This is a genomic window from Leifsonia sp. SIMBA_070 (assembly GCF_046534635.1).
In the GTDB taxonomy this organism is placed as follows: Bacteria; Actinomycetota; Actinomycetes; order Actinomycetales; family Microbacteriaceae; genus Leifsonia.
Map to the genome: position 1 here is coordinate 2475228 of NZ_JAWRYK010000001.1, position 24380 is coordinate 2499607.

General features: G+C 70.9%; 25 protein-coding genes, 1 tRNA gene and 1 riboswitch. Of the genes, 14 read left to right on the plus strand and 12 right to left on the minus strand.

Annotation, left to right across the window (positions count from 1 at the left end; translation table 11 throughout):
* Positions 1–154: 154 nt before the first annotated feature.
* The 4 genes from pstS (at position 155) to pstB (ending at position 4213) form a co-directional block, all read left to right on the plus strand.
* Positions 155–1249: a phosphate ABC transporter substrate-binding protein PstS gene (pstS, locus tag SB754_RS11660; RefSeq protein ID WP_410782487.1), complete on the plus strand. Its 1095-nt coding sequence runs from the start codon at positions 155–157 to the stop codon at positions 1247–1249.
* Between the two features lie 99 nt (positions 1250–1348).
* Positions 1349–2296 carry a phosphate ABC transporter permease subunit PstC gene (pstC, locus tag SB754_RS11665; RefSeq protein ID WP_410782488.1) on the plus strand — a complete coding sequence of 316 codons (948 nt, stop codon included), beginning with the start codon at positions 1349–1351 and terminating at the stop codon, positions 2294–2296.
* Positions 2296–3387: a phosphate ABC transporter permease PstA gene (gene pstA, locus SB754_RS11670; protein WP_410782489.1), complete on the plus strand. Its 1092-nt coding sequence runs from the start codon at positions 2296–2298 to the stop codon at positions 3385–3387. Before pstC ends, pstA begins: the two co-directional genes overlap by 1 nt.
* A 46-nt stretch (positions 3388–3433) precedes the next feature.
* Entirely contained in the window at positions 3434–4213 is a 780-nt protein-coding gene (gene pstB / locus SB754_RS11675) for a phosphate ABC transporter ATP-binding protein PstB (RefSeq protein WP_410782490.1), read from the plus strand.
* A gap of 84 nt (positions 4214–4297) precedes the next feature.
* Here pstB and SB754_RS11680 read toward each other — a convergent pair whose 3' ends face one another.
* From SB754_RS11680 to SB754_RS11690, 3 genes are all read right to left on the minus strand, one after another.
* Entirely contained in the window at positions 4298–5086 is a 789-nt protein-coding gene (locus SB754_RS11680; RefSeq protein ID WP_410782491.1) for an anti-sigma factor, read from the minus strand.
* Positions 5083–5643 carry an ECF RNA polymerase sigma factor SigK gene (gene sigK / locus SB754_RS11685; protein WP_410782492.1) on the minus strand — a complete coding sequence of 187 codons (561 nt, stop codon included), beginning with the start codon at positions 5641–5643 and terminating at the stop codon, positions 5083–5085. The genes SB754_RS11680 and sigK overlap by 4 nt, the downstream gene beginning before the upstream one ends.
* A gap of 237 nt (positions 5644–5880) precedes the next feature.
* On the minus strand, positions 5881–6510 hold the full coding sequence (locus SB754_RS11690) for a DNA-directed RNA polymerase subunit beta (RefSeq protein ID WP_410782493.1): 630 nt from the start codon (positions 6508–6510) through the stop codon (positions 5881–5883).
* A gap of 56 nt (positions 6511–6566) precedes the next feature.
* Between SB754_RS11690 and SB754_RS11695 the strand changes: the two genes are divergently transcribed.
* The 3 genes from SB754_RS11695 to SB754_RS11705 all read left to right on the plus strand — a co-directional run bounded on the left by SB754_RS11695 (position 6567) and on the right by SB754_RS11705 (position 8162).
* Positions 6567–6639, plus strand: a tRNA-Lys gene (locus tag SB754_RS11695).
* A gap of 176 nt (positions 6640–6815) precedes the next feature.
* Positions 6816–8021: an MFS transporter gene (locus tag SB754_RS11700; RefSeq protein WP_410782494.1), complete on the plus strand. Its 1206-nt coding sequence runs from the start codon at positions 6816–6818 to the stop codon at positions 8019–8021.
* Positions 8022–8039: 18 nt separating this feature from the next.
* The gene (locus tag SB754_RS11705) at positions 8040–8162 is read left to right on the plus strand and encodes a hypothetical protein (protein ID WP_410782495.1); all 123 of its coding nucleotides are present in this window, start codon (positions 8040–8042) and stop codon (positions 8160–8162) included.
* Here the strand turns inward: SB754_RS11705 and SB754_RS11710 are convergent.
* Positions 8146–9423: a chloride channel protein gene (locus SB754_RS11710; protein WP_410782496.1), complete on the minus strand. Its 1278-nt coding sequence runs from the start codon at positions 9421–9423 to the stop codon at positions 8146–8148. The genes SB754_RS11705 and SB754_RS11710 overlap by 17 nt on opposite strands.
* A gap of 86 nt (positions 9424–9509) precedes the next feature.
* On the opposite strand from SB754_RS11710, the gene SB754_RS11715 reads away from it, so the two are divergent.
* Positions 9510–10046: a transporter gene (locus SB754_RS11715; protein ID WP_410782497.1), complete on the plus strand. Its 537-nt coding sequence runs from the start codon at positions 9510–9512 to the stop codon at positions 10044–10046.
* Between the two features lie 42 nt (positions 10047–10088).
* Here SB754_RS11715 and SB754_RS11720 read toward each other — a convergent pair whose 3' ends face one another.
* Positions 10089–10700: a DUF4232 domain-containing protein gene (locus tag SB754_RS11720; RefSeq protein WP_410782498.1), complete on the minus strand. Its 612-nt coding sequence runs from the start codon at positions 10698–10700 to the stop codon at positions 10089–10091.
* Positions 10701–10804: 104 nt separating this feature from the next.
* Here SB754_RS11720 and SB754_RS11725 point away from each other — a divergent pair, with 104 nt between their 5' ends.
* Entirely contained in the window at positions 10805–11899 is a 1095-nt protein-coding gene (locus SB754_RS11725) for a calcium:proton antiporter (RefSeq protein ID WP_410782499.1), read from the plus strand.
* On the opposite strand, the gene SB754_RS11730 is transcribed toward SB754_RS11725, so the two are convergent.
* Positions 11874–12461 (minus strand): TetR/AcrR family transcriptional regulator, encoded by a 588-nt coding sequence (locus SB754_RS11730; RefSeq protein ID WP_410782500.1) that lies wholly within the window; start codon positions 12459–12461, stop codon positions 11874–11876. The two genes, SB754_RS11725 and SB754_RS11730, sit on opposite strands and share 26 nt — an antisense overlap.
* A gap of 98 nt (positions 12462–12559) precedes the next feature.
* On the opposite strand from SB754_RS11730, the gene SB754_RS11735 reads away from it, so the two are divergent.
* Positions 12560–13264, plus strand: a complete 705-nt coding sequence (locus SB754_RS11735) for an SDR family oxidoreductase (RefSeq protein ID WP_410782501.1) — start codon at positions 12560–12562, stop codon at positions 13262–13264.
* On the opposite strand, the gene SB754_RS11740 is transcribed toward SB754_RS11735, so the two are convergent.
* Positions 13243–14178 carry an aldose 1-epimerase family protein gene (locus SB754_RS11740; protein ID WP_410782502.1) on the minus strand — a complete coding sequence of 312 codons (936 nt, stop codon included), beginning with the start codon at positions 14176–14178 and terminating at the stop codon, positions 13243–13245. The two genes, SB754_RS11735 and SB754_RS11740, sit on opposite strands and share 22 nt — an antisense overlap.
* Positions 14179–14194: 16 nt before the next feature.
* Positions 14195–14980 (minus strand): DeoR/GlpR family DNA-binding transcription regulator, encoded by a 786-nt coding sequence (locus SB754_RS11745; protein ID WP_410782503.1) that lies wholly within the window; start codon positions 14978–14980, stop codon positions 14195–14197.
* Between the two features lie 83 nt (positions 14981–15063).
* Between SB754_RS11745 and galT the strand changes: the two genes are divergently transcribed.
* Genes galT through SB754_RS11760 form a run of 3 tightly spaced genes read left to right on the plus strand, consistent with a single transcriptional unit; the run spans position 15064 to position 18279 of the window.
* Positions 15064–16269: a galactose-1-phosphate uridylyltransferase gene (gene galT, locus SB754_RS11750; RefSeq protein WP_410782504.1), complete on the plus strand. Its 1206-nt coding sequence runs from the start codon at positions 15064–15066 to the stop codon at positions 16267–16269.
* Positions 16266–17426: a galactokinase gene (gene galK / locus SB754_RS11755; protein WP_410782505.1), complete on the plus strand. Its 1161-nt coding sequence runs from the start codon at positions 16266–16268 to the stop codon at positions 17424–17426. Before galT ends, galK begins: the two co-directional genes overlap by 4 nt.
* Positions 17427–17472: 46 nt before the next feature.
* Positions 17473–18279, plus strand: a complete 807-nt coding sequence (locus SB754_RS11760) for an MBL fold metallo-hydrolase (RefSeq protein ID WP_410782506.1) — start codon at positions 17473–17475, stop codon at positions 18277–18279.
* Between the two features lie 101 nt (positions 18280–18380).
* On the opposite strand, the gene SB754_RS11765 is transcribed toward SB754_RS11760, so the two are convergent.
* The 3 genes from SB754_RS11765 to glyA form a co-directional block, all read right to left on the minus strand.
* The gene (locus SB754_RS11765; RefSeq protein ID WP_410782507.1) at positions 18381–18863 is read right to left on the minus strand and encodes a YbaK/EbsC family protein; all 483 of its coding nucleotides are present in this window, start codon (positions 18861–18863) and stop codon (positions 18381–18383) included.
* The gene (locus SB754_RS11770) at positions 18860–19741 is read right to left on the minus strand and encodes a bifunctional methylenetetrahydrofolate dehydrogenase/methenyltetrahydrofolate cyclohydrolase (RefSeq protein WP_410782508.1); all 882 of its coding nucleotides are present in this window, start codon (positions 19739–19741) and stop codon (positions 18860–18862) included. Before SB754_RS11770 ends, SB754_RS11765 begins: the two co-directional genes overlap by 4 nt.
* A 98-nt stretch (positions 19742–19839) precedes the next feature.
* A complete protein-coding gene (gene glyA / locus SB754_RS11775) occupies positions 19840–21165 on the minus strand; it encodes a serine hydroxymethyltransferase (RefSeq protein WP_410782509.1) in 1326 nt (441 codons plus the stop codon).
* 33 nt (positions 21166–21198) lie between these two features.
* A riboswitch (ZMP/ZTP riboswitch) is annotated at positions 21199–21296 on the minus strand.
* A gap of 135 nt (positions 21297–21431) precedes the next feature.
* On the opposite strand from glyA, the gene SB754_RS11780 reads away from it, so the two are divergent.
* Positions 21432–22952, plus strand: coding sequence for a beta-N-acetylhexosaminidase (locus tag SB754_RS11780; protein ID WP_410782510.1), 1521 nt, complete (start codon positions 21432–21434; stop codon positions 22950–22952).
* 36 nt (positions 22953–22988) lie between these two features.
* Here SB754_RS11780 and SB754_RS11785 read toward each other — a convergent pair whose 3' ends face one another.
* Positions 22989–24233, minus strand: coding sequence for a hypothetical protein (locus tag SB754_RS11785; RefSeq protein WP_410782511.1), 1245 nt, complete (start codon positions 24231–24233; stop codon positions 22989–22991).
* Between the last annotated feature and the right edge of the window lie 147 nt (positions 24234–24380).

Sequence of the window (24380 nt, forward strand, 5' to 3'; positions counted from 1 at the left end):
CGCCGCGGATTCACAGGACGTCGGGGACAAGAGAACACCCCGCGTTAACCTCCCGTTTACCGCTGCGGGGGACTCTGGACAGACACCGGGAATAGCGTCACACGCGGGTCGCACCGACCCCGTCCTGTTGTTACTGATCCCCGAAGGGACAACTGTGAATCTCAAGCGCATCGGCGCTCCTGTGGCACTCCTCGCCGCCGCCGCCATCTCTCTGACCGCGTGTGCGTCGAACGAGGGCAGCACCCCGTCGACCACGACGGCCGCTGCAACGAACTTCTCCGGAACGCTCAACGGCATCGGCTCGTCCGCTCAGGGCGCCGCGCAGACCGTCTGGGCCGCCGGCTTCCAGCAGGCCAACCCCAAGGCCACCATCAACTACGACCCGCAGGGTTCCGGCGCCGGCCGCAAGAGCTTCATCTCCGGTGCCGCGGACTTCGCCGGCTCCGACGCCGCACTGAAGACGGAGGAGCTCGCCTCCACGTTCGCCGGCTGCGCCGCGGACAGCAAGGGCATCGACCTCCCGGTCTACATCTCCCCGATCGCGATCGCGTACAACGTGGACGGCGTGAAGGACCTCAAGCTCGACGCCGCGACCATCGCCGGCATCTTCTCGGGCAAGATCACCACCTGGGACGACGCCAAGATCAAGAGCCAGAACTCGGGCGCCACGCTCCCGTCGGCCCCGATCACGGTCGTGCACCGCTCCGATGACTCGGGCACCACCCAGAACTTCACCGAGTACCTCGCGGCCAACGCGCCCGACGTCTGGACGGCCCCGGCCGCGCAGACCTTCCCGTTCCAGGTGGGTGACGCGGCCAAGGGCACCTCGGGTGTCGCGGACGCCACCAAGAACGCGAAGAACTCGATCACCTACATCGACGAGTCGGGCTCGGCGGGCCTCAGCATCGCCCAGCTCAAGGTCGGCAGCAACTACGAGAAGATCAGCGCCGACGGTGCTGCCGCCGTGGTCGCCGCCTCCCCGATCGCCGACGGCCGTGAGGCCAACGACCTGGCCATCCAGATCAACCGCAAGGACACCACGAAGGGCGCCTGGCCGCTCGTCCTGGTCTCCTACGTGATCGCCTGCCAGGAGTACAAGGACTCCGCCAAGGCGGACCTGGTGAAGGGCTACGTCGACTACATCATCTCCAGCGACGCCCAGAAGGCCGCCGCGGAGCAGGCCGGCTCGGCCCCGCTGTCGACCGACCTGGCCGCCAAGGTCACCAAGGCGACCGCCAGCATCAAGTAACACCTGGCCGCTCGGCCTGGGTTGCTCCGGCAGCCCGGGCCGAGCGGTGCTCCCACCCTCAGCCTCCCCCCAGGCGCACCCGATGAGAGAAAGCAAGGAATGACCGCCGGAACCGCAGGAGCCATCAGGCCGAAGGCGAAGATCCGCCTCGGCGACCGCGTCTTCTCGACCAGCACCGTCGTCGCCGGATCCCTGATCCTCGCCACGCTGGCCGCCGTAGCGATCTTCCTGGTCGTCCAGAGCATCCCCGCCCTGTTCGCCGGAGCGGGAGAACTCCCCAACAACGCCACCGACTTCTGGTCCTGGGTGTGGCCGCTCGTCTTCGGCACCATCTGGGCCGCGCTCATCGCCCTGCTGATCGCGACACCGCTGTCCATCGGCATCGCGCTGTTCATCTCGCACTACGCGCCCCGCCGGGTCGCCCAGACCCTCGGCTACATCATCGACCTGCTCGCCGCCGTCCCCTCGGTCGTCTTCGGCCTCTGGGGCATCGCGACGCTGGCCTCCTTCGTCCAGCCGTTCTACGCCTGGCTCGGCCAGTACCTCGGCTGGTTCCCGCTCTTCGCTCCCCCGGTCTCCGGCACCGGCCGCACCATCCTCACCGCCGGGCTGGTACTCGCCGTGATGGTGATCCCGATCATGACCGCGATCTGCCGCGAGATCTTCCTGCAGACGCCGCGCCTCCACGAGGAGGCCGCCCTCGCCCTCGGAGCGACGCGCTGGGAGATGGTGAAGATGGCCGTGCTGCCCTTCGCCCGCAGCGGCATCATCTCGGCCATCATGCTCGGCCTCGGCCGCGCCCTCGGCGAGACCCTCGCGATCGCGATGGTGCTCTCCCCCGCCCTGATCGTGAAGTTCGCCGTGCTGCAGGCGCAGAGCCCGAACACGATCGCCGCCAACATCGCGCTGCAGTTCCCCGAGGCGACCGGCATCGGCGTGAACGCACTCATCGCCTCCGGCCTCGTGCTGTTCGTGGTGACGCTGCTCATCAACATGCTCGCCCGGTACATCGTCAGCCGCCGCAAGGCCTTCTCTGGAGCGAACTGATGGCCACCACCACCGCCACCGCACCGCGCCCGCTCGCCAACTCCTATACGGCCGGCAAGCTGCCCCGCTGGGCGCCCTGGACCATGCTGGTCGCCTCCTGGGTCGTCTTCGGCGCGATCTTCGCCATGCTGGCCGCCAGCGGTGCGACGAAGGGCTTCAACATCGTCGGCGCCATCTTCTTCGGAACGGTCTTCTTCGACATCGCGATCTACACGACCTCGCTGCTGATCGAAGGATCGCGGAAAGCCGTGGACCGGCTGGTCACCTCGCTGGTCGCCACCGCGTTCATCATCGCGCTGCTCCCGCTGATCTCCCTCGGCTGGACGGTCGTCGCGCAGGGGCTCGCCCGCTTCGACCTGACGTTCTTCAGCGAGTCGATGCGCAACGTCATCGGCGACGGCGGCGGCGCCCTGCACGCGATCGTCGGCACGCTGGAGATCACTCTGATGGCCGCCGTCATCTCGGTGCCGATCGGCCTCCTGACGTCGATCTACCTCGTCGAGTACGGCCGCGGAATGCTCGCCCGCGGCATCACGTTCTTCGTCGACGTCATGACGGGCATCCCGTCGATCGTCGCCGGTCTGTTCGCGTACGCGCTGTTCGCACTGTTCTTCGGCCCCGGCATCCGCAACGGCTTCATGGGAGCGGTCGCGCTGTCCGTGCTGATGATCCCGGTCGTCGTGCGCTCCAGCGAGGAGATCCTGCGAATCGTCCCGAACGAGCTGCGTGAGGCCTCCCTCGCGCTCGGTGTGCCGAAGTGGCTTACCGTGCTCAAGATCGTCCTCCCCACCTCGGTCGCAGGACTGGTGACCGGCGTCATGCTGGCCATCGCCCGTGTGATCGGCGAGACGGCCCCGCTGCTCATCGTCGCCGGCTTCACGACGAGCATGAACTACGACCTCTTCAACGACCGGATGATGGCGCTGCCGGTGTTCGTGTACACCCAGTACACGCAGGCCGCCGGTCTGCACGCGCAGGCCTCCATCGATCGCGCCTGGACCGGCGCTCTCGCCCTCATCATCATCGTGATGCTGCTCAACCTGGTCGGTCGCATCATCGCGAAGGTCTTCGCCCCCAAGTACGGCCGCTGACCCGGCACCCGACAAGCTCAGCCCATCTTCTAAGGAGTACCCGGCAGTGTCCAAGCGCATCGAAGTCGACGACCTCAACGTCTACTACGGCAGCTTCCGCGCCGTCGAAGGCGTGTCGCTCACCATCGAGCCTCGCACCGTCACGGCGTTCATCGGGCCGTCCGGCTGCGGCAAGTCGACCTTCCTCCGCACCCTGAACCGCATGCACGAGGTCATCCCCGGCGCGTACGTCGAGGGCGAGGTCATGATCGACGGCAACAACCTGTACGGCACCGGGGTCGACCCCGTGCTCGTGCGGCGCCAGGTGGGGATGGTGTTCCAGCGCCCCAACCCGTTCCCGACCATGAGCATCCGCGACAACGTCCTCGCCGGCGTGAAGCTGAACAACCGGCGGATGTCGAAGAGCGAGGCCGACGACCTGGTCGAGAAGTCCCTCCAGGGAGCCAACCTGTGGAACGAGGTCAAGGACCGTCTGGCCCTCCCCGGCTCCGGCCTCTCCGGCGGCCAGCAGCAGCGTCTCTGCATCGCGCGGGCGATCGCCGTCTCCCCCGACGTGCTGCTGATGGACGAGCCGTGCTCGGCCCTCGACCCGATCTCCACGCTCGCGATCGAGGACCTCATCGAGGAGCTGAAGAACGACTACACGATCGTGATCGTGACCCACAACATGCAGCAGGCCTCCCGCGTCTCCGACCGCACGGCGTTCTTCAACATCGCGGGCACCGGCAAGCCGGGCAAGCTCATCGAGTACAACGACACGAACCAGATCTTCTCGAACCCGACCGTGCAGGCCACCGAGGACTACGTCTCCGGCCGCTTCGGTTGATCCGGCCCGTCGAACACACGCGGAATCCCGCGGCGCCCGGTGCGCCGCGGGATTCGTGCGTGTGCGGGGCCCAGCGATTCGGGCTCAGGAGTTGATGGCGACGATGGGGTCGGTGGTCGGCTTCGATGAGCCTCCCCGCGGCTCGACGGTGACGCCGACGGCGTCTCCCGCGCTCATCGTGCCGGTGAGGACGCGCCAGGTGGAGCCGGAGCCGGAGGGCTCCATGGTGCCCGCCGGGATGGCCTTCCCGTCGCGCATGTACCAGAGCTCGTAGGTCTTGCCGCCGGGAAGCTCCGGGAGGCCAGTGGCGACGAGCGCCGAGCGGCCCAGTTCACCCGACCAGACGAGCGTCGCGGTGCCGCCTCCCGAGACCGGGGCGGTCGCGCGCTGCACGTCGCCGGCCGCGTTGATCTCCGCCAGGGCGGACGCCTGCTGCGACTGGTACGAGTTGTTGCCCGAGAGGGCGGAGCCGACGAACGCCCCGCCGATGAACAGTACGACGGCGGCCGCGGCGGCGGCGAGGATGAGGCCGGGGCGCTGAAACCAGCGCCGCTGGGCGGCGCGCTCGGCGGGGCCCGTGGCGGCGGGTTCAGCTGCGGCGGGTTCGGCTGCGGCGCGTTCGGGGTCGGCAGGCGCGGGAGCGGGTGCCGCGGGAGCGGCCGGCTCGGTCGCATCCACATCCTCTGCAGCGAGCTGCGGGGTGTCGGCCAACCGGGCGAACAGAGCGGCCTTCATATCGGGCCGCGGTTCGACGGGTTCGGCGGAGAGCGCGAGCTCGGCGGCGACGTCCTCGAAGGCGCGCGCCTCCTGCTCGTCGTCCGCGCCCAGGCGGAAGCCGAGTCGGCCGTCCGCGCGGTCGTTCTCGTCGGTCATGTCGTCACCCCCAGTTCCTGTCGCAGCCGTATCATCGCATCGCGCAGCCGAGTCTTGGCTGTGCCCAGCGGGATGCCGAGCTCGGCGGCCACCTCCGACTGGCTGAGGCCGCCGTAGTAGGCGAGGGTGACGGCCCGGCGTTGCGGCTCGCTCAGCTTCGCCATGGCCACCTCCACTCGTTCGTGCTCGACCCGGACCTCCACGGTCTCCGCCACCTCGTCGTAGGCGGTCGGCAGGTCGCGGATGCCCACGGCAGTGTCGCGGTCCCGCGACGCCTGCGACGCACGGATCCGGTCGACGGCGCGGCGGTGGGCCATGGTCAGGATCCACGTCTGCGCTCGACCCTTATTCGGATCGAACCGGGAAGCGGATTGCCACGCCTCGAGGTACACCTCCTGCGTGACCTCCTCCGACTGCGCGGGGTCGATCAGGAGGCGGCGGATGAGCCCAAGCACCCGAGCCGCGGTCGCGTCGTAGAACGCGGAGAAGGCGGACTGGTCGCCGGCGGCGGTGCGGACGAGGAGGGCGTCGAGATCGACCGCAGGGGCGTCCTCCACGTCGTCTCCGCTCGTCCGGTCCGCCCATCGGCCGACAGGCTGCCTGACAGATGAGTGCCGGGCCGCAGAACGCCTCTCGGCGCGAGGCCGCTCGAAGCGGCTAGTTTTGGAGCCCGGGGTTACTGCGGCCCGGCGACATCCAGTGTACAGGAGGCCTAGCGGCCGCCGCCGGGCGTGGCGTTCGCAGCGGGAGAACGCGGGATGGCGAGAGGGGGTTGACCTCTCCGCGGTCGTTGGTCAGTCGAGCGAGCCCGACCGCCACAGTCGCGCGCACACTGCCAGCTCCTCCGCGGTGCGGGTGAAGCGCAGCGCCCGCGTGGTCAGCTCGCTGGCGCGCTCCGGGTCGAGCACGTCCCGGTCGTCGGCGACGGAGGCCGCACCCGCCGCGGCCACGCGGCAGAACGCGGCGGCGCGGTCGAGCGCGACGGCGAAGTCGCCCTCGAACAGCCCACGCAGGATGCGGTCGGCGAGCTCGGTGATCTCGGCCGGCCCGGTGGGATTGGGTGCACCGGCGACCACGGCGTCGATCGACCGGAGCACCTCCGTACCGCGCTGGTACAAGTACGCGGTGCCCTCCGCATCCTGCCGGATCAGCAGGCGCAGCAGGTAGATGCGCCACAGCGCCCCCGGCAGGGTCTTCGCGTTCGACCGCGACCACAGCTCGGCGAGCGCATCGATGCCGTGCTCGTCGGTGAAGGCGACCAGTCGGTCGACCACAGCGGGGTCAGGATCCTGCCGCACCCGCGCGAGGAGCGCCTGTGCGGTCTCATGCGCGACCTTGGTGATCTGGGCGGGGTCCTCTCCCCCGAGGAACGCCTCGAACATGCCGCTCGTGAAGAGCGCGGGCTTGTGGAACCGATCGGACATCCCCCCATTCTGCCCCCGTCCATCCACCACCTGAATCCACGCTAGATTGGAGGTGAGGGCCTGTAGCTCAGTTGGCAGAGCATCGGACTTTTAATCCGCGGGTCGTGGGTTCGAGCCCCACCGGGCCCACCCTTGTTGATTCGCCGTCCATCCCCCCAAGACCGGAATCGGTACGCCATCGCGAAGCAGGGTCCGGTCGGTGCGGGCGTAGGCGTACACAATGAGGCTCCGGCTCCGAGGAGCCCCTTCCATCGGCTGTGATATTCCACTGACGAAGCCCGGCTCCCCGTTCCTAGGCTGGAGGAATGAGCTGGCGAAGCGTCTTCCGGATCCTGTGGATCTCGCAGGCGCTGTCCCAGTTCGGGACGAGCGTGTCGTCACTCGCGTATCCGCTGCTCCTTCTCGACACCACCGGTTCCGCAATGCAGGCTGGTCTCGTCGGCACTGTCGTCGCTGCCACGGGACTCCTCACGCGGCTGCCTGCGGGCGCCGTTTCGGACCGCAGGCCTGCGCGCGGCCTGCTGCTGGCAGCCGACGGCGCGCGGGCTGCCCTGCTCGCCTCGCTGAGCGTGTGCGTCGCATCCGGCGTCGCCGCCACCACGCTCGTTCTCGTGGTCGTAGCTCTGGAGGTGGTGGCCGGCTCCGTCTTCGCGCCTGCGGAGTTCCGGCTGATCCGCGCCATCACGCCACAGGACGAACGAGCGCTCGCCGTCGGGCGCATGCAGTCCCGCGCGCAGTTGGCCGGCCTGCTGGGACCGCTGGCGGGCGGCGCTCTGTACGGGGTCGCGCCGTGGCTCCCGTTCGCCGTCGATGCGGCCAGCTACTTGGTCTCGCTGGTCCTTCTGCTCGCCGTTCCGCCCGCGCACGGCCGGTCCGTTGCGGGCCGCGCCGCCGGGGGCGCCTGGCGGTGGCTGGTGCGGGAACGGTTCCTCTTCGCCTCCGCACTCTGGGTGGCCGCGCTCACGGCGACCTTCGGTGCTGTGGGACTCATCGTCATCGTCCTCGCCCAGGAGCGCAGCGCGACGAGCACCGAGATCGGCCTGATGTACACGATCAGCGGCTTCGGTGGTCTGGTCGGCGCGCTGCTGACGCCCGCCATCCAACGACGGCTGAGACCGGCGGTCGTGTTCCGCTCGGCAGCCTCCGTCGACACCCTTGCGGTCGTCGCACTCCTTCCCCTGCACTCGCCCGTGCTGATCGGGGTGTGCGGGGCCGTGGCGTTCTTCACGGCGCCTGTGGTGTCCGCGAGCCTCTTCGGCGAGCTGTCGAGACGGGTCCCGGATGAACTGGTCGGGCGGGTGCAGGCGTCCGTCGCACTCCTGGTCGGTGCGCTCGCCCCCATCGCGCCCGCCGCAGTCGGCGTGGTCGTGGATCGCCTCGGGGCGACTGCGGGGACCGTCGGCTGCGCCGTGTCGTTCGGCTTCCTGACTGTTGTGTCGTTCGTCCTTCCAGCGTTCCGTGCGCCTGCTGCCGCTGCCCAGCCTCCCCGTATGGGTGGAGATCGGGCCTGAAATCTCCGACGGGCCGCGGTGGGGACGGCGATCTGTGCGGGATCGGGCCAAATCGCCGACGGTAGCGGGCGGATCGCCGACGGTAGCGGGCGGATCGCCGACGGTAGCGGACGGATCCCGCGGGCTACGCGACCCCGGTGACCCGGGTCCGCTCGAGCAGGTACCCGACCGCAACGGCGCCCGCGACGCACAGCATCACGGGCACCAGGAGGTCGGTGCCCTGGCCGGTGAACTCCATCGCGAGGATCAGTGCTGTCAGCGGCGCCCGCATCGTCACGGCGAGGAAGGCGGCCGCACCGATGAGGGCGAACGCGGGGAGTGCGGCGCCGGGCCAGAGGAGGCTCCAGGCCGCGCCCCCGGCGAGGCCGAGGCCGGCGCCGATCGCCAGCGACGGCGTCAGCGTTCCACCGGCCGCGCCCGCGCCGATGGTGGCGATCGTGGAGCCCGCCTTCACGATCGTCGTGACCAGGATGACGACCACCGGCACAGAGGCCGCGAACGCCAGCTGGCCCAGCGCACGCCCGTTGCCGAGGATGGCCGGCAACCAGAGGGCCGCAATGCCGACCGCAATGAAGGTCACCGGCATCACGATGAGGATGGTCCACGACCTCGGACGATGATTCTGCGCGAACCGCGCCGCCCGGACGAAGCCGACCGCCGCGAAACCGACCAGCGGACCGGCCAGCAGCGAGAAGACCACGACCGTCGCCGTCGGGTGCAGCGGCGGCAGCGCGTACAGCGGGTTCGCGGGGACCACGACCCGTGCCACCAGCGCGGCGATGGCCGACGTCGCGAACGCCGGGAGCACCGTCGCGAAGCTCACCTCGGCGAGCAGGATCTCGACCGCGAAGACGGCGCCGCCGAACGGGACGTTGTAGACCGCGGCGAGGCCCGCTCCCGCGCCGCAGGCGATGAGGATGCGCCGCTCCCGCGCCGACACGCCCGCCCGCTCCGCCAGCCAGCCGGCCCAGAGCGCGCCGATCTCGCGCGGCGCGACCTCCCGGCCGATGGAGGCGCCCAGGCCGACGATGACCACCTGCAGCGCCGCGTTGGCGAGCGTGGCGAACGGCGGCATCCTGCGACCGCCCACCGCCTGCTCGACGGACACGACGGCGTGGGCGGGGACGCGCCTCCCCCACCGCCGCAGGAGCCACCAGCCGACGGCTCCGACGACGCCGGCGACGGCGAGCGCCACGACGCGGCTGACGGGTGGCGCCTGCAGCAGACCCTGGTAGAAGTCGCCCTCCGAGTAGCCGAACGCCAGATGCTGGAGCGTGTGGAGTCCGAGGTAGACGAGCCCGCCTCCGATGCCCGCACCGACGCCCACCAGGGCCGTGACGACGACGAGGCGGACCAGCCAGCGCGGAGTCGCGCGGCCGGCCGGCGGGCGTTCGGGAGGCACGGCCCCAGCGTATCGGGCCGATCGCGGACGCGACTCGTGCAGAATGGCGCAACGAAGAGTTCACCCGGTGCCGCTACGGTGAACGAGTGACCTCCTCCCTCCGCGAGCCGCGGGAGCTCGATCGGGCCGCACCGCCGCGGGCCGTCGTGCCGCCCCACCGCAGGGGCCGGTTCTGGCCGGCTCTGATCGGTCTGGCAGTCGGATGCGTCACCGCCGCTCTGCTCCTCGGCACCGCAGTGCGAACGGAGTTCCCGCTGTTCTCCGAGGCGTCGGCCGAGCGGGGACGCGACTGCGCCGCCATCGCGAGCGCCCGGCACGCCCTCGACGCGACCCTGCAGGCGCGGCTCCCGCTGCGGGCGCCGGACGCGGATTCCGCCCGCGCCATCCGCTCGGCCGTCGCCGCCTTCGACGCACGCACGCAGGACCTTGCGACGGACTCGGTCGTGGCAGCGCTCGATCCGGTGCGCGGCAGCCTCGACGCGCTCTCCGACAGCGTCAGTGTGTACGCGGCAGTGCCGCCCGCCCCCGGATCCGCATCCTCCTCGGCCGATAACGCGGTCGAAAACGCTTCCGCGGCCGTCCGGACGGCCTGGCAGGGAGCGATCGCCCGCGTCTGCTCCTAGCCGCGCACAGCCCGCACCCACACACTCTCGAGGGCGGGAGGGTCAGCTCCCGACCAGTGCACCCACCTGCAGCAGCGAGACCGTGTCGGTCGTGCACGCCGTCACGTCGGCGTCGGCGATGAAGAGCGACTCGGTCGACCCGGGCGGGTAGACGCGGAAGCCGTCGGCCGGCTTCGGCTTGCAGTCCGCCTCCGGGTAGTTGAGCGCCTGCGTGATCCTCAGGGGCGCCTGGGCGGTGCCGCCCGGCTGGAGGACCACGGTCGGGTGCGGCGTGCTGCGGTCGAAGTCGGCCGGCTTGCCGAGCTGGGTGCCGTTGTTGTCGCCCACGAAGGACACGCCGGGCCAGCCCTGCAGCGAGCACTCGGTGCTCCCGTTGTTGGTCAGCACGATGGTGACCTCGACGCTGCCTGCAGCGCCGCCGCCGCCCTTGCCGATGGTCCCGGTGAGCTTCGACGTGTCGCACTGGCCCTCGATCGGCACGGCGGTCGACGTCCCGGTCGGCCGCGGCGACGAGGTCAGCGTCGTGGAGGCGGAGGCGGAGGCGCTGTCGCTCGTCGGCGCGGAGTTCGGCGTCGCACAGCCGGCGACGACGAGGGCGAGGGCGAGGGCGAGGCCGGCGGAGCCGGCGACGCGGAGGGTCCAGTTCCCGGTCATGCGCCCATCCCATCACGGGAAGCCCGGCGAATGCCGCAGGCCCGCCGGAAGTCCGGTGCGCGGCCGCCCTGCCCCGCGCCGGACCCGCCTGGCAGGATGGACGCATGATGGCGCTCGGCACCTGGCTCGCACGATGGTGGACGATCGGGGTGCCCGCGATCGGCGTCGTGGTCCTGGTCGCGTTCTGGACGGTGCCGCTCGGTTCGGTCGCGGTGGCGGTGGTCGCCGTGGTCCTCGCCGGCACCGTCCTGGCCGCCGTTCAGCACGCGGAGGTGGTCGCCCACCGGGTCGGCGAGCCGTTCGGCTCCCTCGTGCTCGCGGTGGCGGTGACCATCATCGAGGTGGCACTGATCGTGACCCTGATGACCACGGGCAAGGACTCCGCCGAGCTCGCCCGCGACACCGTCTTCTCCGCGGTGATGATCACCATGAACGGGATCGTCGGGCTCTCCCTCCTGCTCAGCGCCTCCCGCCGCTCCTCGACCGCCTTCAATGCGCAGGGGAGCGGGGCCGCGCTCGCCACCGTCACCGCGCTGGCGACGCTGACGCTGGTGCTGCCGAGCTTCACCTCCACGCCCGGCCCCCGGTTCTCGGCGCCGCAGCTCGTGTTCGCCGCGATCGCGTCCGTCGCCCTGTACGGGATGTTCGTCTTCACCCAGACAGTCGCCCACCGGGACTTCTTCCTGCCGGTCGGCAGCAAGGGCCAGCCGCTGAGCGAGGACGACCACGCGAGCGCACCCTCCGACCGGACCGCGTGGATCAGCGTGGGCCTGCTACTGGTCTCCCTGGTCGCCGTGGTCGGACTGGCGAAGCTGGAGTCCACCCCGATCGAGCGCGCGGTGACCGCGATCGGCCTCCCGCAGTCGTTCGTCGGCGTGGTGATCGCGCTGCTGGTGCTGCTGCCGGAGGGCATCGCAGCCTCCAAGGCGGCCAACCGGAACAGGACGCAGACCAGCCTGAACCTGGCCCTCGGCTCCGCGATGGCGAGCATCGGCCTGACGATCCCTGCCATCGCCGTCGCGTCGATCTGGCTGCCGGGCGAGCTGCACCTCGGGCTCGGCGCCAGTCAGATCGTGCTGCTGGTCCTGACGGTGCTGGTGAGCATCCTCACCATCGTCCAGGGGCGCGCCGTGCGCCTGCAGGGCGGCATCCACCTGGTGCTGTTCGCGGCGTTCATCTTCCTGTCGATCGCGCCGTAGCCGCGTCGAACAGCTGCGCGACGGCGATGCGCGCCGCGTCCGGGGTGCCGCCACGCATCGCGGCGCTGGCGGAGGCGCCGTCGAACAGCAGTGTCAGCTGCACCGCGAGGAGGTGCGGGTCGCGCGCACCCGCCTCCTCGGCCTGACGCTCGAAGTACGCCGTCAGAGCCTCCTTGAAGTGGCGGGCGACGACGGCGGCGGGATGCTCGCGGTCGCGCAGCTCGGTCGCCACGTTGACGAACGGGCACCCGTAGAAGTCGCTGGCCTGGGCCGCTTCGTGGAGGGCGTCGAAGACGTGGAGGGCGCGCTCACGGGGACTGGGTTCCTCATCGCCGACGAAGTATGCGGCCACCACGCTCGGCCCGTACTCCTGCAGCATCGTGGCGACCACGGCATCCTTGCCGTCGAAGTGCTGGTAGAGCGAGCGCTTGGAGACCTGCGCCTCCTGAGCGAGCCGGTCGACGCCCACAGCGTTCACGCCTTCGCGAACGAACAGCCGGGCCGCTGCGGCCAGGACGCGGTCGCGCGGCTTCGGTCGGGGAAGGGTCGTCTCGGTGGTCACGTTGCCATCGTAGAGCGCCACTTGCGAAAAGTAAACCGATCTGTGTACATTGGCATCGCACCGATACACAGATCGGTTTACTTTTGGAAGGAACACCCATGACCGACATCACCGGGCGCGTCGCCCTCGTCACCGGCGCCAACCGCGGACTGGGCGCCGCGTTCGTCGCCGCCCTGCTCGAGCGCGGCGCCTCGAAGGTCTACGCGGCAGCGCGCCGCCCCGAGTCCATCGCCACCGACGACCCTCGCGTGGTGCCGCTGCAACTCGACGTCACCGACGCCGACAGCATCCGGCGCGCCGCCGAGGTCGCCACCGACGTGACCGTCCTCGTCAACAATGCGGGCATAGCTGCCAACCAGTCGCTGGTGACCGGCGACCTCGACGAGATCCGCCGCGAGCTCGACACCAACTACTGGGGTCCGGTGCTCGTCACCCGCGCCTTCGCACCCATCCTGGAGGTTAACGGCGGCGGCGCGATCGTCAGCATGCACTCGGCCCTCAGCTGGTTGGGCGTCGGCTCGTACAGCGCGAGCAAGGCGGCGCTCTGGTCCGCCAGCAACTCGACCCGCGTGGAGCTCGCGCCGGCGGGCATCCAGGTGGTCGGCGTCCACGTCGGCTACGTCGACACCGAGATGGCGGCCGACGCCACCGGAGTGAAGGTGCCGCCGCAGCAGGTGGTGCAGGAGGCGCTGGACGCGGTGGCGAACGACGAGGCGGAGGCCGTGGTCGGCGACACCGCGCAGTACGTCAAGTCGCACCTCCACGAGGATGTGCGCGTGCTCTACCCCCAGCTGGCGAGGTAGGCCTCTCCGCCGAATCCCTCCGGCCGGATGCCCCAGCTCACGGTCCAGGTCTCACCCGGCTCCAGCCAGCGCAGACCACGACCGGAGTTGAGGGCGTTCGCCGGGGCGGTCATCGGTTCGATCGCGAGGGCGACGCCGCCGGGCTTGGTGGCGAACTTCCGGTTCGTGAACACCTGCGCATAGCGGAAGTCCGCATCCCCCCACAGCACGACCTTCCGGCCGTCATCGGCGGCGAGCGAATGCTCCACCGGTCCATCGGGGAGGTCGGCGAAGCCGGTGTCGAGGTCGAGCTCGCTCACGCGGCGACCGGACGACAGGTCGAACGCGGTGCCGGCGACCGGTGCCTCCCCGGTGATGTTGCTGCGGTCGTCCGTCTCGAAGCGCGTCCGGGCGGCCACGGTGACCGTGAGCTGCTCGGGCGGCACGTCGGCGATCCGCAAGTAGGGATGCGCGCCGATGGCGACCGGTGCTGCATCCTCTCCGGCGTTCGTGACCGCGTGGGTCACCGTGAGGCCTTCGGTGTGCAGCTCGTGCATGACGGTGGTGTCGAGCAGGTACGGGTAGCCGGGCTCGGGGTAGATCGTCGCAGCCTGGGTGACCGTCGAGTCCGATCGGTCGACCAGCTCGTACGGCCGCCGGCGCAGGAGGCCGTGGATGGCGTTACGCTTGGCCGGCTCGGTGAGGTCGAGCTGGCGCGTCTGCCCGTCGTGCTCCCAGCGACCGTCGGCCACCCGGTTGGGCCACGGCACGAGCACGATCCCGCACGCCGACGGCGGCTGCTCGCCGGCCGGGTAGGGCTCCGTCAGGTCGGACTCCGCGAAGCGCAGCGACCGGATGCCGGCCCCCACTTGCACGATGGTGGCGCTCAGGTCGCCGAAGTCGAGTTCGTACTGGTCGCCGGTCAGGGGTCGCATGGAACCAGGGTAGGCCTCAGGCCACGATCACCGGGAGTCCCGCATCCCGCAATGCCGTCACGGACTCTCCGGATGCGGACTCGCCGGTGAGGAGCTCCGCCACCTCGTCCACCGCCGCGATCCGGCCCAGGTGCGTGCGGCCGAGCTTGCTGCCGTCGGCGACGACGACCGCCCGCTCCGCCGAGCGCACCATCGCGCGCTTGAGGTCCGCCTCCGGCAGGTTGACGTTGGTGATGCCGCCCGTGGGATGCACGCCGGTGCAGCCGATGAACGCCACGTCGGCGTGCACGCGCTCGAGGAGCAGGGCTGCGAGCGGCTCGACGAGCGAATGCTGGAGCGGGCGCAGCGTCCCACCCGTCACGACGACCTCGAAGCGCGGGATGGCCCGCTCCAGTTCGAGCGCGATGGTGAGGCCGTTCGTGATGACGGTGATGCCCTCCAGGTCGTCGCGCTCCACCAGGGCGCGGGCGATCGCGGCGGTCGTGGTCCCGACGTCGAGCAGCACGCTGCTGCCCGGCACGACCATCGCGGCGGCCGCCTGGCCGATGCGGCGCTTCTCGTCGGCCGACGCCTCCAGAGCCTCTTCGAAGCTCGGCTCCCTGCCGCCCGCCGTGCGGAGGACCGCACCGCCGTGCACGCGCCGGATGCTCTGCTCCCGGTCGAGCGCATCCAGGTCGGTGCGGACGGTCACGTCGGACACCTGGAACGCTTCGCTCAGGTCGGAGACGCGCGCGAAGCCGGCGCGGCCGATCAGGTCGAGCATGCGCTCGCGGCGGAGCGCGGCGGGCAGCGGTTCGCTCATACGCCCCATGCTCTGCGCCTTCCGATTCCTTGTCAATACGAAAGCGAACGCGGTATTCTCGCTTTCGGAAACGAAAGGATGGCATGGCTGCGATCACAAAGCGTCCCACCCGTCTCTCCGACGGCCGGGAGCTCATCTACTACGACGACGCCGACACGGCGCTCGCCCCCGAGCGCAAGCCCGACCTCCGGGAGCCGGCCCCGCGTCCGGCCACCGCCACCATGCGCCAGGACCCGCTCACGGGCGAGTGGGTGTCGATCGCGGCGGCCCGGCAGAACCGTGTCATGCTCCCGCCGGCCGAGCTCGACCCGCTCGCGCCCGCCAGCCCGACCAACCCCTCCGAGATCCCCGACCTCTACGACGTCGCGGTGTTCGAGAACAAGTCGCCGTCATTCGGTCCCCTGCTCCACGACGAGAATGCGCCGGAGGGCCTTCAGGACCTCACCGAGGTGGGCATCGCACGCACCCGTACCTCGGTCGGCCGCTGCGAGGTGGTCTGCTTCAGCCCGGCGACCACCGGCGCCTTCGGCAGCCTGACACCCTCCCGCGCGCGGACCGTCATCGAGGCGTGGGCCGACCGGACGACACAGCTCTCTGCACTTCCCGGCGTCCGTCAGGTGTTCCCCTTCGAGAACCGCGGGGAGGCCATCGGCGTCACCCTGCACCACCCGCACGGCCAGATCTACGCCTACCCGTACATCACGCCGCGCACGACGGCCCTGATCCGCTCGCTCGACGCGTACGGCCCGACCCTCTTCGCCGACATCCTCGAGCGGGAGCGCGCGTCGGAGCGCGTCGTGCTGGCCGGTGAGCACTGGACCGCGTACGTGCCGTTCGCGGCACGCTGGCCGATCGAGATCCACGTCCTGCCCCACCGGCACGTCGCGGACCTGTCCGAGACGACCGCTGCGGAGCGCGACGAGCTCGCCACCTTCTACCTGCGCGTGCTGCGGGGGGTGGACGCGCTCTACGACTCCCCCACCCCCTACATCGCAGCCTGGCACCAGGCCCCGGTCGGCATCCGGCGCGACGAGATCCGCCTGATGCTGCAGCTGACCTCCCCCCGCCGCGGCGCGGATAGGCTGAAGTTCCTGGCCGGCTCCGAGTCGGCCATGGGCGCCTGGATCGGCGACATCCCGCCCGAGCAGGCGGCCGCAGCCCTCCGCGAAGCCGTGGGGCGCGCCGACCAGGAGAACCCCGTCGGCGAGCTGCCGGTCGCCGTCTCCGGACTGGTGACCGTCGATCCGGCCGCCGCAGCATCCACCCCCGACCGAGAGGCTGACCGATGACCGACCTGCGCACCGGCGTCCACGACGACTTCGCCGAGCTGTTCGGCCGCGAACCCGACGGCGTCTGGTCGGCGCCCGGACGCGTCAACCTGATCGGCGAGCACACCGACTACAACCTCGGCTTCGTGCTCCCCCTCGCGATCAACCGCCGCACCGTCGCCGCGGTCGGCGCGCGCGACGACCGCGTCGTGCGGGTGGGCAGCACCTTCACCGACGAGCTGGTGGAGGTCTCCCTCGACGAGCTGACCCCCGAGGCGCTGAGCGGCTGGGCGGCCTACCCGCTCGGCGTCGCCTGGGCGCTCGGCCAGTTCGGGGCGGACCTCGCCGCCGTGCCGGGTGTCGACATCCTCCTCGACTCCAACGTCCCCGTGGGCGCGGGGCTGTCGTCGTCGGCCGCCATCGAAGGCGCGGTCGGCGTGGCGCTCAACGACCTGTGGCGGCTCGGGCTCGACCGGCAGACGCTCGCCCGGGTCGGCCAGCGCGCCGAGAACGTGGCGGTCGGAGCGCCGACCGGGATCATGGACCAGTCCGCGTCCCTCCTCGGCGAGCGCGACGCGGCGGTCTTCCTCGACTGCCGGTCTCTCGAGTCGCAGATCGTCCCGCTCGGACTCGAGGACGCAGGGCTCGAGCTGCTCATCATCGACACCGGCGTCACCCACGACCACGCGACCGGCGGGTACGCCGACCGCCGGGCCTCCTGCGAGGAGGGGGCGCGCATTCTCGGCGTCGAAGCGCTGCGGGATGTCTCGGTCGCCGACCTCGACCGCGCGCGCGCGCTGCTCGACGACGTGACGTTCCGCCGGGTACGGCACATCGTCACCGAGGACCAGCGCGTCCTCGACACCGTCCGGACGCTGCGCGAGCAAGGCCCGACGGCCATCGGCCCGCTGCTGGACGCCTCCCACGTCTCGATGCGCGACGACTTCGAGATCTCCGTGCCCGAGCTCGACCTGGCGGTCGAGACTGCGCAGGCGAACGGCGCGATCGGCGCTCGGATGACCGGGGGCGGGTTCGGTGGATCGGCGATCGCGCTGGTGCCGTCCGACGCGGTCAGCCGCGTGCTGGTCGCCCTCGACGGAGCGTTCGCCGAGCACGGGTTCGGTGCGCCGGAGCTGTTCACGGTGCGCGCGTCGGAGGGCGCCAAGCGCGAGAGCTGAGCGCCCGTTCACCTGCCGGTTACCCGGACGCAGGAGACTGTGACGGATGAGCGAACAGGGCATGAACGAGCCGGAGGTCACCTGGCTCGACCCGGACACCGTCCAGCTGCGGCAGCCGAAGTCGTCGCACTGGGAGGCGCCCTTCCTGTACCTGCTCTTCGGTCGGGAGCGCGCCCTCCTGCTCGACACGGGTGCGACGACCGATGAGTCGGTGTTCCCGCTGCGAGGCACGGTCGAGCGGCTGACGTCCGAGTGGCTGCGCCGGAATCCGGTCGTCTTCGTCCGCCCCTACCCGCTCGTCGTGGCGCACACGCACGCGCACGGCGACCACATCGCCGGGGATGCGCTGCTGCGGGACCGGCCGGGGACGACGGTCGTCGGGGCGAGCCCGGCCGAGGTGATCGGATTCTTCGGCTTCCGGTCCTGGCCGGACGAGACGGTGGAGTTCGACCTGGGACGCCGCGTGGTCGACGTCATCGGCGGACCCGGTCACGAACCCTCCGCCGTGGTGTTCTTCGACCGCCGGACGGGCATCCTCTTCACCGGGGACACGGTGCTGCCGGCGCGACTGTACGTGCGGGACCTGCCGCAGTTCCGGGCGACCATCGAGCGGCTCATCCGGTTCCGCGACGACCCGACGGCTCCGGTCCGCGAGCTGCGCGGTGCCCACATCGAGATGTCCACGTCGCCAGGCGTCGACTACCCCGCCGGCACCGTCGACCAGCCCGACGAGGCCGAGCTGCCGCTGCGCCCGCGCATCCTCGACCGCGTGCTGACCGCCCTCGACGAGCTCACCGGCGCCCCCGGCCAGCGCGTCGTCCGCCGCCGCTTCGTCGTGGTGCTCGACCACTGAGGGGGTCTCCCCCCACCGTCGAGTCCACACTTTCTGCACACTCCAGCGGCGTGTCGCGTGCAGAAATCGTGGACTCGACGGTGGGGGGCCTGGGCGCGGGGTCAGGGGGCGACGGGCGACGGGGTGCCGTGGGTGAGGCGGATGAGGTCGTCGAAGGTGGTCGGGAAGACCGTGTGGGCGTGGCCGGCGGCGGCCCAGACCTCCGGGTAGTCGGCGAGCGCCACATCCACGACGGTGCGCAGCGGCGCGGGATGGCCGACCGGAGCGACGCCGCCGATCGTCTGGCCGGTCGCCGCCTTGACGGTGTCGGCGTCCGCGCGCCGGATGCGGCCGCCCAGACGCTCGCCGAGGAACGCCGTGTCGACACGGTGCGCTCCCGACGTCATCACCAGCAGCGGCTCCCCGTCGAGGGTGAAGACCAGGGAGTTGGCGATCGCGCCGACCTCCACACCGAGTTCCGCCGCCGCGGCGACCGCGGTCGGGGTCGCCGTCTCGAACCAGCGCACCCGCGGCTCGACGTCGGCAGCCAGCAGGGCCGCTTCGACGCGTTCCACGGCGGGATGCGATCGTGCCGTCTCGCTCATGCCGACTCCCTCTCCGCCGCCTCGACCACATTCTGCAGCAGCAGCGCCCGCGTCATCGGGCCCACCCCTCCCGGGTTCGGCGAGACCCAGGCGGCGACCTCCGCGACCTCGGGCGCGACGTCGCCGACGACCACGCTCTTTCCGGTGACCGGATCCTCCACACGGCTGACGCCGACGTCGAGGACGATCGCGCCCGGCTTGACGTCCGCGGCGGTCACCAGCCCAGCGACACCCGCCGCCGCCACGATGATGTCGGCACGGCGGAGGTGCTCGTGCAGCCTCCTCGTGCCGGTGTGGGTCAGCGTGACCGTCGCATCGAACTCGCGACGGGTCAGCAGCGAGCCGAGCGGCCGACCGACGGTGACGCCGCGGCCGACCACCACGACCTCCGTGCCGCGGATGTCGATGCCGTGCCGGAGCAGCAGCTCGATCACCGCGCGCGGGGTGCACGGCAGTGGCGACGTGATCGGGCGGTTGACGTTCAGCACCAGCCGGCCGAGGTTCGTCGGGTGGAGGCCGTCGGCGTCCTTGGCCGGATCCACCAGCTCCAGGATCGCGTCGGCGTCGAGGTGCCCGGGGAGTGGAAGCTGCACGATGAAGCCGGTGCAGTCCGGGTCGGCGTTGAGCTCCTCGACCGTCGCCTCCAGCTCGGTCTGGGAGATGTCGGCCGGCAGGTCCCGGCGGAAGGAGGCGATGCCCACCTCGGCGCAGTCGCGGTGCTTGCCGTCGACGTACCACCGCGAGCCCGGGTCATCCCCGACGAGGATGGTGCCGAGCCCAGGCACGACACCGCGCTCGCGCAGCGCTGCGACGCGCACCGCCAGCTCCGCCTTGATCTCCCGGGCCGTCGCCCTCCCGTCGAGCACCTGTGCCGTCATGCCGTTCTCCTTCCGGTCCCCGCCCGCGAGTACACGAAAACTGCACGCTCCGAGGTGCTCAAGCGTGCAGAAATCGTGTACTCGACGGTGGGACGGGGTCAGATCGAGGAGGGGAGCTCGACCGGGAAGCCCTCCTGGCCGGAGGGGGTCAGGCCGGGGTACAGCGGGAACGCGGCGGTCAGGGCGTCGACGCGGGCGCGGAGGGCGCGGGTGTCGGCTCCGGGGCGCAGCGCCAAGGCGATGATGTCGGCCACCTCGGTGAACTCCGTGTCGCCGAAGCCGCGGGTCGCGAGGGCCGGGGTGCCGATCCGCAGACCGGAGGTCACCATCGGCGGCCGCGGGTCGAACGGCACGGCGTTGCGGTTCACCGTGATTCCGACCTCGTGCAGCACGTCCTCCGCCTGCTGGCCGTCGAGCTCCGAGTGACGGAGGTCGGCGAGCACCAGGTGCACGTCGGTGCCGCCGGTGAGCACGTCCACGCCCGCGGAGCGTGAGTCCTCCGCGGTGAGCCGCTCGGCGAGCAGCTGCGCGCCGCGGATGGTGCGCGCCTGACGGTCCTTGAACTCCTCCGTCGCCGCGAGCTTGAACGCCGTCGCCTTCGCCGCGATGACATGCATCAGCGGGCCGCCCTGCTGGCCGGGGAAGACGTTCGAGTTGAGCTTCTTGGCGAGCTCGGTGTCGCGGCTCACGATGAAGCCGGACCGGGGACCGCCGATGGTCTTGTGGACGGTCGAGCTCACCACGTCCGCGTGCGGGACGGGCGACGGGTGGAGGCCGGCCGCGACGAGACCGGCGAAGTGCGCCATGTCGACCCACAGCTTGGCGCCCACCTCGTCCGCGATCTCGCGGAAGGCGGCGAAGTCGAGCTGGCGCGGGTAGGCCGACCAGCCGGCGATGATGACCTGCGGCTTGTGCTCGATCGCCTTGTCGCGGACGACGTTCATGTCGACGAGGAAGGTCTCCGGGTCGACGCCGTACGAGACCGCGTTGTAGAGCTTGCCGGAGAAGTTGAGCTTCATGCCGTGCGTGAGGTGGCCGCCGTGGGCCAGCTCCAGGCCCAGGATGGTGTCGCCCGGCGTCGCGATGGCCGACAGCACCGCCGCGTTGGCGGACGCACCGGAGTGCGGCTGGACGTTCGCGTACTCGGCGCCGAACAGCGCCTTCGCCCGGTCGATCGCCAGCTGCTCGGCGATGTCGACGTACTCGCAGCCACCGTAGTAGCGCCGGCCGGGGTAGCCCTCCGCGTACTTGTTGGTGAGCACCGAGCCGACCGCTTCGAGCACCGCGCGCGGGACGAAGTTCTCGGAGGCGATCATCTCGAGGTAGTCGCGCTGGCGACCGAGCTCGAGCTGCAGCACCTCCGCGATCTCGGGGTCGACCTCCGCCAGCGGGGCGGTGAAGGTCGAGGGGAGGGTATCGGTCATTGCCGGCTCCTTCATTACAGGGATGGACCAATCTGTGGCGACCCAGGCGCGCGGCCGCATCCATCCGTGTTCTCGAGGTACCGTGTCGCTCCCCGATGGTGACCATCTGAGCGCCAGTCGCGACGGGGCAAGCATAGCAAAGGGCGGAAGGGGCGGAACCCTTGCCTGATTGTTCGGAGCCCTGCGATACTCGCTGTTGGCCGATCCCTCGTGGGGCGGGCGACGTCGGCCTCCTCCGTTCTCACCAGACACTCGAGGAGTGCCCCGTGGTCGTGCCCCGCCCTGTACGCATCGAACCGTCGGATGCCTCCCCGTTCGTCCTCGGCAGCGCGGCGCGCATCAGCGTCGCGGGCACCGGCGCGGACGCGATCGCCCGCCTCCTCAGTCGATACGTGGCCTCCGAGGCCGGACGCGAGCTCGCAGTCGTCGACGAACCGCCCGCGTTCGGCGACATCGCGATCGTGATCGCGCCGGGCGAGGGCCCGCACGACGACGGCTCCGACAGCGACGAGGGCTACACGCTGGAGGTCGCAGCGGAGGGCGTGCGCATCGGAGCGGCGACGCCGGCGGGCGCCTTCTGGGGCGTCCAGACGCTGCGTCAGCTTCTGCCGGCGGCAGACACCGGCGACCTGCTCACGGTCGAGGCGGTCCGCGTGCACGACCATCCCCGTTACGCCTACCGCGGCGCGATGCTGGATGTGGCGCGCCACTACTTCACGCCGGACGAGGTCCGGCGCTTCATCGACGCCATCGCGCTGCTGAAGGTCAACCACCTCCATCTGCACCTCACCGACGACCAGGGCTGGCGACTGCAGATCGAGTCGTGGCCGGAGCTGACCCGGATCGGCGGCTCGACCGGCAGTGACGGCAGCCGCGGCGGCTTCTACACGCAGGACGAGTTCCGCGAGATCGTCGCGTACGCCGCGGCGCGGCACATCACGGTCGTGCCGGAGATCGACATGCCGGGGCACACGAACGCAGCGCTCGCCTCGTATCCCGAGCTGAACGCCGACGGGGTGGCGCCTCCGCTCTACACCGGCGCCCAGGTGGGTTTCAGCACCCTGCGTACCGGCGACCCGACGACGCAGCGGTTCGTGCGCGACGTCGTCCGCGAGGTGGCCGGGCTGACCCCGGGCCCCTACCTGCACATCGGCGGCGACGAGTGCCTGAGCACGACGGAGGCCGACTTCGCCGCGTTCCTGACGGACGCCGCGCAGGTGATCGTCGCGAACGGGAAGATCCCCGTCGGGTGGCAAGAGCTCGGCAAAGTGGAGGGGATGCCCGCCGGGACGATCGGCCAGTACTGGGACTTCACGACGCCGCGCGGCAACTCGGCCGAGCTGGCATTGGCGTTCGTGCGCGGCGGCGGGGCGGTCATCCTGTCGCCGTCGAACGCCGCCTACCTCGACATCGTCTACGAGGACGGCGACCCGATCGGCCTGGACTGGACCGGCACCCCGACCACCCTGGGCGCCTCGTACGTCTGGGACCCGGCGCGTGTCATCCCCGGGCTCGGCGAGGCGCACATCCTGGGCGTGGAGGCGCCGCTCTGGACGGAGACGGTGGCCACCATCGACGAGGTGGAGGACATGGTGTTCCCCCGGCTGGCCGCGATCGCCGAGATCGGCTGGTCCCCCGCTCCGTCCGACACCGAGCCGGTGGAGTCGGCACGCGACCTGGAGGAGTTCGCCGAGCGCGTCTCCCGACTGTCGGAGCACTGGGACGCGGCGGGCACCCGGTACCGGCGGGTGCCCGAGGTGCCGTGGCCGGAGCGCGTCGGGTCCTGACTGGAGCGTCAGCGGACGCCGGTCAGCGCCCGCCGATCACGGATACCCGATGAACCACAGCAGCACCAGCGCCACCGGCTGCAGCGCGATGCAGGTGATCAGCGTCGCCGAACGCGCCCGCCGGTTGCGGGTCAGTCCGCGTGCGCCGGCGAGCGGCGACAGCGGCAGCAGCAGCCGGAAGGTGCTCTGCTGCGGCAGGAACACCGCGAACAGGTACAGGCCGTAGCTCGCTGCGTAGGCGACCATGTCGGTCCCCAGCGCGCGCACGGACGGCCGGGTCAGGATCCAGGTGTAGCCGGCGACGATCCCGATGACGATCAGCGCGCCGAGGATGCTGAGGTAGCGCCAGCTGAGCAGGAACCACGGCGTCAGCGGGATGAACGCGACCTTGCCGATGAACCCGGTCCACCAGGACAGCTCGGTGCTGACGTACGCGTCTCCCGTGCCGGTGACGGCCGCGGCGATGATGGGCCAGGCCATTCCGGCGATCGCCATGAGGCCGCCGGTCAGCACGATCGTGAGCCGCTCCCGCGGGCGGAAAGGGTCTCCTCCGCGCCGCCCCTGCAGGGTGCGGAACAGCAGCATGATGGCCAGCGCGAGCGGGAGGGCGAGCTCGCCGGGGCGCGTGAACGCCGCCAGCACCCCGAACGGCAGCATGAGCCAGTACCTGCGCTGAACCATCGCCAGCAGCGCCGCGAACATCAGGAAGAAGAACATGCTCTCGGCGTAGGCGATCTGCAGCACGAACGACAGCGGGCCGAAGCAGAAGAACGCCGTCGCCCAGAATGCGCTGGAGACGCCGGCGCGCGCTGCGACGAGCCGGAACAGCACAACGCTCGCCGCGGCCCCGAAGGCGATCGCCACGGCGAATCCGGCCGGGTAGAAGCTCAGCCCGGTGACGAACATGAGCGCGCGGACGATGATCGGGAACAGCGGGAGGAACGCCCACGGGTTCTGCTGCACCGAGCCGTCGGCGTCGAGCGGCAGCGACGTCGGGTAGCCCTGCTCGACGATCTGGCTGTAGTAGGAGCCGTCCCAGGATCCGGAGAACGTGAAGAACGTCGGGTCCATCCGGGGGCTCGCATAGTCCCAGTGCGCCACGTTGGCCGTGATGAACAGCGCCAGCATGAGGGAGGTCGTGAGCAGCCGCGAGACGGCGTACAGCACCAGCACGGCGGCCCACCAGGGCACCTCCCGGCCGGCGAAACGCAGCCGCTTCGGTACGCGAAGCGCGACGCCCTGCAGAGCCGGTCGCCTGGTGCTCGTCGTCCCCGCTGTCATCGTCCCATCCGGTAGCCGTCCACCGATCGTCGCGCGATCGCCCCTCGGGAATGGTACCCGCCGGAAAGGGCCGTCGGACACCGGTTGACCGGGGCTGAGAGAGTCCTCAGCGACGCGGTCTGTGGCCCGACCAGGCCTGACACCACG

Bases quoted from the DNA above. Each gene is read 5' to 3' on its own strand.
- pstC (WP_410782488.1), top strand. From the start codon at position 1,349: ATGACCGCCGGAACCGCAGGAGCCATCAGGCCGAAGGCGAAGATCCGC.
- pstA (WP_410782489.1), top strand. From the start codon at position 2,296: ATGGCCACCACCACCGCCACCGCACCGCGCCCGCTCGCCAACTCCTAT.
- SB754_RS11680 (WP_410782491.1), bottom strand. From the start codon at position 5,086: ATGACCGACGAGAACGACCGCGCGGACGGCCGACTCGGCTTCCGCCTG.
- SB754_RS11690 (WP_410782493.1), bottom strand. From the start codon at position 6,510: ATGTCCGATCGGTTCCACAAGCCCGCGCTCTTCACGAGCGGCATGTTC.
- SB754_RS11700 (WP_410782494.1), top strand. From the start codon at position 6,816: ATGAGCTGGCGAAGCGTCTTCCGGATCCTGTGGATCTCGCAGGCGCTG.
- SB754_RS11720 (WP_410782498.1), bottom strand. From the start codon at position 10,700: ATGACCGGGAACTGGACCCTCCGCGTCGCCGGCTCCGCCGGCCTCGCC.
- SB754_RS11725 (WP_410782499.1), top strand. From the start codon at position 10,805: ATGATGGCGCTCGGCACCTGGCTCGCACGATGGTGGACGATCGGGGTG.
- SB754_RS11735 (WP_410782501.1), top strand. From the start codon at position 12,560: ATGACCGACATCACCGGGCGCGTCGCCCTCGTCACCGGCGCCAACCGC.
- SB754_RS11740 (WP_410782502.1), bottom strand. From the start codon at position 14,178: ATGCGACCCCTGACCGGCGACCAGTACGAACTCGACTTCGGCGACCTG.
- SB754_RS11745 (WP_410782503.1), bottom strand. From the start codon at position 14,980: ATGAGCGAACCGCTGCCCGCCGCGCTCCGCCGCGAGCGCATGCTCGAC.
- galT (WP_410782504.1), top strand. From the start codon at position 15,064: ATGGCTGCGATCACAAAGCGTCCCACCCGTCTCTCCGACGGCCGGGAG.
- galK (WP_410782505.1), top strand. From the start codon at position 16,266: ATGACCGACCTGCGCACCGGCGTCCACGACGACTTCGCCGAGCTGTTC.
- SB754_RS11760 (WP_410782506.1), top strand. From the start codon at position 17,473: ATGAGCGAACAGGGCATGAACGAGCCGGAGGTCACCTGGCTCGACCCG.
- SB754_RS11765 (WP_410782507.1), bottom strand. From the start codon at position 18,863: ATGAGCGAGACGGCACGATCGCATCCCGCCGTGGAACGCGTCGAAGCG.
- SB754_RS11770 (WP_410782508.1), bottom strand. From the start codon at position 19,741: ATGACGGCACAGGTGCTCGACGGGAGGGCGACGGCCCGGGAGATCAAG.
- glyA (WP_410782509.1), bottom strand. From the start codon at position 21,165: ATGACCGATACCCTCCCCTCGACCTTCACCGCCCCGCTGGCGGAGGTC.
- SB754_RS11785 (WP_410782511.1), bottom strand. From the start codon at position 24,233: ATGACAGCGGGGACGACGAGCACCAGGCGACCGGCTCTGCAGGGCGTC.